This is a genomic window from Roseomonas sp. KE2513 (genome assembly GCF_016107305.1).
Classification (GTDB): domain Bacteria; phylum Pseudomonadota; class Alphaproteobacteria; order Acetobacterales; family Acetobacteraceae; genus Roseomonas.
This window is the reverse complement of the sequence record NZ_RCVR01000101.1, coordinates 1-4,881: the sequence shown is the minus strand read 5'-3', so window position 1 is coordinate 4,881 and position 4,881 is coordinate 1. Positions and strand designations below refer to the sequence as shown.

The 4,881-nt window shown below is 68.7% G+C and carries 5 protein-coding genes; 4 read left to right on the top strand and 1 reads right to left on the bottom strand.

Going from position 1 to position 4,881, the window contains the following annotated elements; translation table 11 throughout:
* Positions 1-228: 228 nt before the first annotated feature.
* Positions 229-1,110: a LysR substrate-binding domain-containing protein gene (locus D9599_RS30175; protein WP_198385039.1), complete on the bottom strand. Its 882-nt coding sequence runs from the start codon at positions 1,108-1,110 to the stop codon at positions 229-231.
* A gap of 103 nt (positions 1,111-1,213) precedes the next feature.
* Here D9599_RS30175 and D9599_RS30170 point away from each other — a divergent pair, with 103 nt between their 5' ends.
* Genes D9599_RS30170 through D9599_RS30155 form a run of 4 tightly spaced genes read left to right on the top strand, consistent with a single transcriptional unit; the run spans position 1,214 to position 4,844 of the window.
* Complete coding sequence (locus D9599_RS30170) at positions 1,214-2,365, top strand: muconate/chloromuconate family cycloisomerase (protein WP_198385038.1); 1,152 nt, start codon at positions 1,214-1,216, stop codon at positions 2,363-2,365.
* 39 nt (positions 2,366-2,404) lie between these two features.
* Complete coding sequence (catC, locus tag D9599_RS30165; protein ID WP_198385037.1) at positions 2,405-2,680, top strand: muconolactone Delta-isomerase; 276 nt, start codon at positions 2,405-2,407, stop codon at positions 2,678-2,680.
* A gap of 14 nt (positions 2,681-2,694) precedes the next feature.
* Positions 2,695-3,666, top strand: a complete 972-nt coding sequence (locus D9599_RS30160; protein WP_198385036.1) for a tripartite tricarboxylate transporter substrate binding protein — start codon at positions 2,695-2,697, stop codon at positions 3,664-3,666.
* 53 nt (positions 3,667-3,719) lie between these two features.
* Entirely contained in the window at positions 3,720-4,844 is a 1,125-nt protein-coding gene (locus D9599_RS30155; RefSeq protein WP_198385035.1) for an IS630 family transposase, read from the top strand.
* The last annotated feature ends 37 nt before the right edge of the window (positions 4,845-4,881 follow it).

The following is a 4,881-nucleotide window of genomic DNA, read 5'->3' as shown; positions in this document are numbered from 1 at the left end:
TGGGCGAGATGCTCAACCCGGCGCCCACCCCCGAAACCCTGCAACTCCCACCCAGAGCCGCCTGAGCCGTGGCCACCTCAAGCCCAGATGCAATTTCCACCACATTGACGGACGCTACCATGCAATGCGCTGAAAACGGCCTGACACTACCCTTTGCAGAGTTCAAGGTAGGTCTTCTCACCTCTCGATAATCATGAGCTGCCGAACGGAGCCCTGGACGAGAGCTGATCAGGCCCGTCGGCTTGGCGCACCCTCCGGCCTGGCCAGGCGCGCGCGCACGAGGTCGGAGAAGGCGCGGGCGCTGGCGGACTGATACCGCGCAGGACACCAGAGGAGGGCGGCCCTGCGGATCGGTGGCGGGTCGGTGGCGGCGCGGCAGTCCAGCCCATCGCCCACGACCGAGCGAGCGGAAAGGATTGTCCCGACAACCCCGCTACGGACCAGGGCGAGGATGGAGCCGATGGCATCGACCTCAGCCACCACATGGGGCGTCCAGCGGCCCTGGAGCGACGTGTCGATCAGGCGGCGCGTGGCGAAGCGCGGTGGCAAGAGGGCGAGCGGGATCGTTTCGGGCGGCGCGTCCGTCCACCGGCTGCCCCGCGCCGTGACAAGGACCAAGGGCTCGTCAAACAGGGGCGCGAGACCCAGGCCCGGGCGGCCGGCGGGCGCAAAGGCAAGCCCGAGGTCGAGTTCCCCGTCTAGCAATCCCACCTCGATCGCGCTGGCGATCATCTCTCGCGCCTCGATCCGCACGCCGGGATGGGCCGTGAGGAACTCGGCCACCAGCCCCGGCATGAGGTTGGCGTGGAACGAGTGGATCACGCCCAGGCGCAGGACGCCGCTTTCGGAACGCTCCTGCTCTGCGATGGCCGCCCGGGCTGCCTCGGCTTCGTTGACGATGCGCGTGGCAAAGCCCCGCAGCAGGCAGCCCGTTTCCGTCAGTCTCAGGCCGCGCCCCAGTCTGTCGAAGAGCGTCGTGCCAAGGCTGCGCTCCAGCGCGGCGAGGTGGTGCGACAGGGTGGCAGGGGCGATGCCCAAAGCATCCGCCGCCCGGCCGAGGTGCTCGGTGCCGGCCAGAGCGAGAAAGAGACGAAGCTGGTGTAAATCCATTCGGAATTCCCGAACGCTTCATTCGAAACACCAGTATTGATCGAAGAGGGGGAATTGACCAGTTTTCGTTCCATTCGAACCCCTCAGGTCAGGAGGATCCGCCATGCCCCGCCTGCGGCTTCCCATTGAGCGCATCGAGGCGATTCCCGCCCGCGTCCCCACCATCCGCCCGCACCACCTTGCCTTCGCAACGGTAGACGCGATGGACGTGGTCATCGTCCGTGTGACTGCTGGTGGGGTGGAAGGCTATGGCGAGGCCAGCACCATCGGCGGCCCACGCTGGGGCGAGGAGAGTCCGGAAGGCATCGCCGCCATTGTCGGCACCTATCTGGCCGAGGCAATGCTGGGGCAGGACGCCTCGCAGCTGAACGCGGCGGAGGCCCGCATCGCGCGCGCGGTCCGCGGCAACCACTTCGCCAAGGCCGCCCTTTCGATGGCCCTGCACGACGCGGTGGCGCGGGCCGGGGGCGTGAGCCTGGCCGACCTCCTGGGCGGTCCTCAGGCCACCCATCTCCCCCTCGCCTGGACGCTGGCCAGCGGCGACACGGCGCGCGACATCGAGGAAGGCGAACGGATGCTGTCCCTCCGCCGGCATCGCGACTTCAAGCTGAAGATCGGCGCCCACGCCCCGGAGGACGACGTGGCGCATGTCGCCGCCATCGCCCGCGCCTTCGAGGGCCGCGCCTCCGTCCGTGTAGACGTGAACCAGGCCTGGGACGAGCCCACCGCCGCCCGCTTCCTGCCCGCCCTGGTCGAGGCCGGAGTGGTGATGGCGGAGCAGCCGGTGGCGGGCTGGAACGTGCCCGCGATGGCCCGCCTGCAGCGTGCCAACCCACGCCTCGCCATCATGGGCGACGAAGGCGTGGCGACACCGCAGGATGCGTTGCGGCATGCGGCGGACTCCGCCTGCCACGCAATGGCCCTGAAGCCTGCCAAGCACGGCGGCGTATCCGGCACCCGCGCCGTGGCCGCCATCGCGCGCGCGGCGGGCCTCGGCCTCTACGGCGGCACCATGCTGGAGGGCACGATCGGCACCCTCGGCGCGCTGCACCTCTATGCCACCCTCGGAGACTACGCCTGGGGTACGGAGCTCTTCGGGCCGCTGCTGCTGAAGGACACGCTCGCCACGAGCGAGATCGAGTTCCACGATTTCGCCATCCACCTGCCGGAGAGCCCTGGCATCGGCACCGGGCTCGACGAGGACAAGCTCGAGCACTTTCGTACGGACCGAAGCCGCACTCTGCTCCCAGCCTGATCCTTCGAGCACGTCAACACCAGGGAAACGGGAAGAAACATGCTGTTCCACATCACCATGGAGGTAAACCTCCCGCCCGACATGCCGAAGGCGGAGGCGGACGACATCAAAGCGCGCGAGAAGGCCTACGCGCAGGAGCTGATGCGCCGGGGCAAGTGGCCGCACATTTGGCGCGTGGCCGGACGCTACGCCAACGTCTCCATCTTTGACGCGGCGGACAACGACGAGCTGCACGCGCTGCTCTCCGGCCTGCCGCTCTTCCCCTACATGGACATCCGCGTGACCCCGCTCGCGCGGCACCCGTCCGCGCTCTGAAGAGGGCACGTGTCATGAACCGCCGCACCCTCCTGCTCGGCCTCGCCGCCGCGCCCCTCGCGCGCCCCGCGCTCATCGGCGCCGCCGCGGCCCAAGCCTGGCCGACCCGTCCCGTCCGCATCATCGTCCCGTTCCCGCCGGGCGGGGCGATCGACGCGATGACGCGCCTCCTCGCCCCCATGTTGGCCGACGCACTGGGCCAGCCTTTCGTGGTGGAAAACCGCGCGGGCGCGGGCGGCACGATCGGCACCGAGGCCGCGGCCAAGTCCGGCGACGGCGCTACCCTCCTCATGGTCTCGATGGCGCAGGCGGTGAACCCGGCCCTCTACCCGCGGCTGCCCTATGCGAGCGACGACCTGGTCTCCGTCGCGCCCGTCGCGGTGGTGCCGAACATCCTCGTCGTCCCTGCCGCCTCCGCCATCAGGGACGTACCGGGGCTGATCGCCGCCGCCAAGGTGAAGCCGGGGCAGATCACCTATGCCTCGGCCGGGAATGGCACATCGATCCACTTGGCCGGCGCCCTGTTCTGCGCGCTGGCGCGGGTGGAGATGACACATGTTCCCTATCGCGGCTCGGGTCCGGCCATCGCGGACCTGCTGGGCAACCGCGTGGACAGCATGTTCGACAGCATCACCTCCTCCGCCCCGCATATCGCGGGCGGGCGGCTGCGCGTGCTGGCGGCTACCACCACGAAGCGCGCCCAGGCCTTTCCGGACCTGCCCACCGTGGCCGAGGCCGGGCTGCCCGGCTATGCCGTGGACCCCTGGTTCGCCATGATGGCACCGAAGGATCTGTCGGAGGCCGCCCGCAAGCGCGTGGAAGCAGCCGTGCTCGCCGCGATCCGTGAACCCGGCATCCGCGAGAAGCTGGTTGCTATCGGCGCGGAGCCGATGGACGGCGGCAGCGCGAGCCTGGCTCGCCTGATCGAGGCCGAGACGGTGAAGTGGGGCGGCGTGGTGAAGGAAGCTGGGATACAAGCCGACTAGTATCCTGCGCCTGAAGTTCGTGGCAAAGTGTTGGGGCTGATGCGGAGGCGCAGATGCCCTACCGAGTGCCGACAGCCTTGGACCTGAGTGATGCGGAGCGGACCGAGCTTGAGAGCTGGGCGCGGCGGCGCAAGACGGCACAGGCCCTGGCCCTGCGTGCGCGCATCGTCCTGCAGGCGGGTGCGGGGCTGACCAACACGGCAATTGCTGCAGAGCTTGGCATTGCCAAGCATACGGTTGGCAAGTGGCGCGAGCGCTTTGCCCGACAGCGCACGGACGGGCTGCTGGACGAACCACGTCCTGGCGCACCGCGACGGATCGCCGACGAGCAGATCGCGGCGCTGGTGGACCGCACGCTCGCGGAGCGTCCGAAGGGCAGCACGCACTGGAGCCTGCGGACGATGGCGAAAGCGTCTGGCCTGTCGGCCACGACGGTTGGACGAGCTTGGCGTGCCTTCGGCCTGCAGCCGCACCGGACGGAAACCTTCAAGCTGTCCACCGACCCGCTCTTCGCCGAGAAGGTGCGTGATATCGTCGGCCTTTACCTTGCGCCGCCCGACCGCGCCCTGGTGCTGTGCGTGGACGAGAAGAGCCAAGTGCAGGCGCTCGACCGCAGCCAGCCGCTGCTGCCGCTGCGGCCAGGACAGGCGGAGCGGCGCACCCACGACTACGTCCGCCACGGCACGACCAGCCTGTTCGCGGCTCTCGACGTCAAAGCGGGAACGGTGATCGGCAAATGCTTTCCTCGGCATCGCGCAGCCGAGTTTCGTAAGTTCCTCGACGAGATCGATGCCCAGGTCCCGCCCGATCTCGACGTCCACCTCGTGCTCGACAACTTGGGCACTCACAAGACCAAGCTGATCCGGGACTGGCTGGCCAAGCGGCCGCGCTACCACGTCCACTTCACGCCCACCTCGGCGTCCTGGATCAACCAGGTCGAGCGCTGGTTCGGGCTGCTGACCGAGCGCACGATCCGCCGCGGTGTCCACTGCTCAGTCGGCGCTCTTGAGCGTGACATCCACGCCTTCGTGGACACCACCAACGCCGACCCAAAGCCTTTCCGCTGGGTCAAATCAGCCGACGACATCCTCGCCAGCGTCAAGCGCTTCTGCCTGCGGTCCCTGGGCGAGGATACGGCGAAGCAGGCTTTGTCACGAACTTCAGAACCGGGACACTAGGGTCCGTTGACATCCAGGATTCCTGTTGCCGCCAAGC

What these genes read in the sequence shown, in the direction of transcription:
- D9599_RS30175 (WP_198385039.1), bottom strand. Translation starts at nt 1,110, where the DNA reads ATGGATTTACACCAGCTTCGTCTCTTTCTCGCTCTGGCCGGCACCGAG.
- D9599_RS30170 (WP_198385038.1), top strand. Translation starts at nt 1,214, where the DNA reads ATGCCCCGCCTGCGGCTTCCCATTGAGCGCATCGAGGCGATTCCCGCC.
- catC (WP_198385037.1), top strand. Translation starts at nt 2,405, where the DNA reads ATGCTGTTCCACATCACCATGGAGGTAAACCTCCCGCCCGACATGCCG.
- D9599_RS30160 (WP_198385036.1), top strand. Translation starts at nt 2,695, where the DNA reads ATGAACCGCCGCACCCTCCTGCTCGGCCTCGCCGCCGCGCCCCTCGCG.
- D9599_RS30155 (WP_198385035.1), top strand. Translation starts at nt 3,720, where the DNA reads ATGCCCTACCGAGTGCCGACAGCCTTGGACCTGAGTGATGCGGAGCGG.